Origin of the sequence: Flavobacterium sp., assembly GCF_044338735.1 — a bacterium.
In the GTDB taxonomy this organism is placed as follows: Bacteria; Bacteroidota; Bacteroidia; order Flavobacteriales; family Flavobacteriaceae; genus Flavobacterium.
This window is the reverse complement of record NZ_JBIIWV010000165.1, coordinates 1-4245: the sequence shown is the minus strand read 5'-3', so window position 1 is coordinate 4245 and position 4245 is coordinate 1. Positions and strand designations below refer to the sequence as shown.

Genomic DNA, 4245 nt, shown 5'->3' with positions numbered 1-4245 from the left:
ATAGAGGTTCTTGTGCGCAAAATTGCCGTTTACCTTATAATTTAATTGACGGAAATGGCGACACTTTAATCAAAAACAGTCATTTACTTTCGATTAAAGATTTTGATGTTTCCAATCAAATTCCAAATTTAGTCGAAGCAGGAATTAGTTCGTTTAAAATTGAAGGGCGATTGAAAGATATCGTATATGTAAAAAATAACGTTTCGTATTTACGTCAGAAATTAGACGCTTTTTTAGCTGAAAATCCTGAAAAATATACTAAAGCTTCGTCTGGAAAATGTACGTTTTTGTTTGATTCTTCGCTAGATAGAACGTTCAATCGTGGTTATACCGATTATTTTGTAAACGAAAGACATCAATCAATTGGTTCCTGGGAAAGTCCAAAATCAAAAGGGCAATACATTGGAAAACTGATAAAAACTGTTGGAAATTCCTACCAAATTGAAAATGGCGAATTATTAAATAATGGTGACGGATTGTGTTTTATCAACGAAAACAACGAAGCCGAAGGAATTTACGTTAACCGTGCTGAAAACGGAATTATTTATCCAAATGTATTGAAAGAAATCAAAGAAGGCACGTTTATATACCGAAATAACGATGCGGCTTTCATTAAATTAGTAGAACGTGAAGACAGTGCCGTTCGAAAAATCAGTACCGATTTAGTTTTAAAAGAAAACGAAACGGGTTTTGAATTAATCGCAACTGACGAAGATGGAAATGTAAGTATCGTAAATTTGGTTCACCCAAAAGAACAAACTAAAAACAACGAATCTTTAGCAGAAAACTTCAAAATCAACCTAGCAAAAACAGGATTTACTCCTTATACTGCTGATGAAATTACTATTGAATTTTCTCAAAATTGGTTTTTACCTATTTCAAAAATAAACGAAATGCGAAGAACCGTTTTCGAACAATTATCGGAAATTCGTTTGAAAAATTATGTTCGAAAGGAGCATCAAATGGTAAAAACATCACATCCTTATCCAGAAACTAAATTGGATTTTATGTACAATGTTTCCAATAAAACCGCTCGAAAGTTTTATGAACGCCATGGTGTAACCGAAATTGAAAAAGCATTCGAATTGCAATGGGATCCAGGAAAATCTCGTGTAATGACCACAAAATATTGCATCAAATATGAACTAGAACGTTGCCCAAAATACCATCGTGAAAACATGGATAAAAAGGTAAAAGAACCTTTAGTTTTGAAACAAGGCGAATTGGAATACAAACTAAAATTCAATTGCAAACCTTGCGAAATGGAAATTTGGGAAAAAGATGCCGAATTTGAAATTGAAGAAGATCACTTTCATTAATATACAAACCGATGTTTTATTGATAAAGACATCGGTTTTTTTATTCTTTTAAATTTTTAATCACTTTTGCTGGATTTCCAACAGCCAATGAATTTGCTGGAATATCCTTCGTTACTACCGAACCCGCTCCAATAGTACAACCATCTCCAATAGTTACCCCTGGACAAATAACCGAATTTCCTCCTATCCAACAATCATTGCCAATAGAAATTGGTTTTGCAAATTCTGTTGTTCTTCTTTCAATAGCATTAGTGGGATGCGTTGCGGTGTAAATATGAACACCAGGTCCAATAAACACATTGTTTCCAATAGCTACTTTTGCTGTGTCTAAAACAACGCAATTGACATTAAAATAAACCATTTCGCCCAAATGAATATTATACCCATAATCACAATGAAATGGAGGTTCAATATATATTCTTTTATGAGCATTGGGCAATAATTCTCGAAGAATAGTGCGCGCATTTCCACTCATTACATATTCGGTAACATTTAATTTATGCAGTAGTTTTTTTGCTTTCGCTCGTTCTAAAACCAACTCTTTATCATTCGAAAAATAATTTTCTCCTGAGCGCATTTTCTCTTTTTCTGATTTCATTCTTCAAAGATAAAAAAACACGGCATAATTATATTTTTTTCTAAATCTTAACCCTAAATAAATTGTAGTTCCTATACCATTAATGTAACTTTGCTCTATTAATTTTAAAAAAATGAAAACTATACTTCATAAAGCAAATACAAGAGGAAATGCCAATCACGGTTGGTTAAACGCTTATCATAGTTTCAGTTTTGCAAGTTGGTACAACCCAGAAAGAGTTCAATTTGGAATGTTACGCGTATTAAATGATGATACAATAGCGGCCGGAATGGGTTTTGGCACGCATCCACACGATAATATGGAAATTATTACCATTCCACTCGAAGGTGATTTGGCGCATAAAGATAGTATGGGAAATGAATCTACTATTAAAACGGGCGATGTCCAAGTTATGAGTGCTGGTACTGGAATTCAACACAGTGAGTTCAATCCGAATGCTGATTTACAAACAAAATTATTTCAAATTTGGTTGTTCCCAAAAACGAGAAACGTAACACCTCGTTACCAACAAATTACTTTAGATGTAACGGAGCAAAAAAATAATTTTGCTCAAATTTTATCGCCAAACGAAGAGGATGAAGGTGTTTGGATTTATCAAGATGCATGGTTTCATTTAGCTGATTTCGACAAAGATTTTTCTAAAACGTACGAAATAAAAAAAGAAGGCAATGGAATGTATGTGTTTGTAATTTCAGGATCAATTACGGTGAATGGTCATGAATTAGAAACCCGAGATGGATATGGAATTTGGAATTTTAAAAAATTAGAATTTACAGCAACAACTGATGCGAAGTTTTTATTAATGGAAATTCCAATGGAATAATAAATAGTATTCAGTGTTCAGTTAAAAAAAATGTTATTTTTGCATTCAAGAAAAACTTGAAACATTAAACTTGAAACAAAACTTATGAAAGCATACATATTTCCAGGTCAAGGAGCACAATTCCCAGGAATGGGTAAAGATTTATACAAAACATCGACATTAGCAAAAGATTTATTTGAAAGAGCTAATGAAATTTTAGGTTTCCGAATTACAGATATTATGTTTGAAGGAACCGCTGAAGAATTAAAAGAAACTAAAGTAACTCAACCTGCTGTTTTTTTACATTCGGTAATTTTAGCAAAAGTATTAGATGTTAAACCAGAAATGGTTGCAGGACATTCATTAGGCGAATTTTCTGCGTTAGTTGTCAATGGAGCTTTATCTTTTGAAGATGGCTTAAAATTAGTTTCTAAAAGAGCTTTAGCCATGCAAAAAGCATGTGAAATCATTCCTTCAACTATGGCTGCGGTTTTAAATTTAGAAGATAAAATTGTTGAAGACATTTGCGCTTCAATTGATGGCGTTGTAGTGGCTGCAAATTATAATTGTCCTGGGCAATTGGTAATTTCAGGCGAATATAAAGCCGTAGAATTAGCTTGCGAAAAAATGAAAGAAGCTGGAGCCAAACGTGCTTTAATTTTACCAGTTGGAGGTGCTTTCCACTCACCAATGATGGAACCTGCAAGTTCAGCACTAGCTGCTGCGATTGAAGCAACAACTTTCTCTAACCCTACTTGCCCTGTGTATCAAAACGTAACCGCTAAGGCAGTTTCAAATCCTGCTGAAATTAAAAATAATTTGATTTCTCAACTAACAGGTGCAGTAAAATGGACTCAATCCGTTAATCAAATGATTGCTGATGGCGCTACAAGTTTCACAGAAGTGGGACCTGGAAAAGTATTGGTTGGATTGGTTAATAAAATTGATAAAGAAGTCGAAACGATTTCGGCATAATTATTTCAATTTTTTAATTTGGCACCTATTTTGTTATATTTATAAAAATTAAATCCTTCATTATGAGAAAAATAATTGCATTACTTGCCGTTACAACAATAGGAATGGCTTTTAAAGAAGAAACCAAAGAAAAATTAAAAGAAGCCTCTGCAGCGGTTTCAACAGACGTAAAAGAGTCGATTGATTCTGTTAAAACAAAAGCAGAAAATGCTATTGATTCTTCAAAAGTAGGCGCAAAAGAACTTTTAGTTAAAGGTGCCGAAAAAGTAGAACAAGAGGCGAAAAGAATTAAAGAATCGGCAAAAGAGTAAAAATTAATCCTCATCAACACAACATGAGGATTTTTTTTATAAACAAAAGCAACAAAATTGTATCTTGCCATCGTTAAAAATTGCATTACAAATTAATTATAATACTATGAAGTTTTTTAGAATATTATTTATTTTATTGGTTTTACCCGCCTTTGCACAACAAGGTGGCATGTGGATTCCTAGCCTTTTAAAAGGAGGCAACGAAAAAGAAATGAAAGCCTTGGGAATGAAAATTAGTGC

General features: G+C 33.1%; 5 protein-coding genes. 4 read left to right on the top strand and 1 reads right to left on the bottom strand.

The genetic code is table 11. The annotated features are described in order from the left end of the window. Positions 1-1319, top strand: a 1319-nt coding sequence (locus ACIQZC_RS09365) for a U32 family peptidase (protein WP_396138964.1), incomplete at its 5' end; no start/stop codon positions are given. A gap of 40 nt (positions 1320-1359) precedes the next feature. Here ACIQZC_RS09365 and ACIQZC_RS09360 read toward each other — a convergent pair. After that, the gene (locus tag ACIQZC_RS09360; RefSeq protein ID WP_396138963.1) at positions 1360-1917 is read right to left on the bottom strand and encodes a sugar O-acetyltransferase; all 558 of its coding nucleotides are present in this window, start codon (positions 1915-1917) and stop codon (positions 1360-1362) included. Between the two features lie 112 nt (positions 1918-2029). Between ACIQZC_RS09360 and ACIQZC_RS09355 the strand changes: the two genes are divergently transcribed. From ACIQZC_RS09355 to ACIQZC_RS09345, 3 genes are all read left to right on the top strand, one after another. Further along, on the top strand, positions 2030-2740 hold the full coding sequence (locus ACIQZC_RS09355) for a pirin family protein (protein ID WP_396138962.1): 711 nt from the start codon (positions 2030-2032) through the stop codon (positions 2738-2740). 84 nt (positions 2741-2824) lie between these two features. Then, a complete protein-coding gene (gene fabD / locus ACIQZC_RS09350) occupies positions 2825-3694 on the top strand; it encodes an ACP S-malonyltransferase (RefSeq protein ID WP_396138961.1) in 870 nt (289 codons plus the stop codon). A gap of 62 nt (positions 3695-3756) precedes the next feature. After that, positions 3757-4005, top strand: coding sequence for a hypothetical protein (locus tag ACIQZC_RS09345; protein WP_396138960.1), 249 nt, complete (start codon positions 3757-3759; stop codon positions 4003-4005). The last annotated feature ends 240 nt before the right edge of the window (positions 4006-4245 follow it).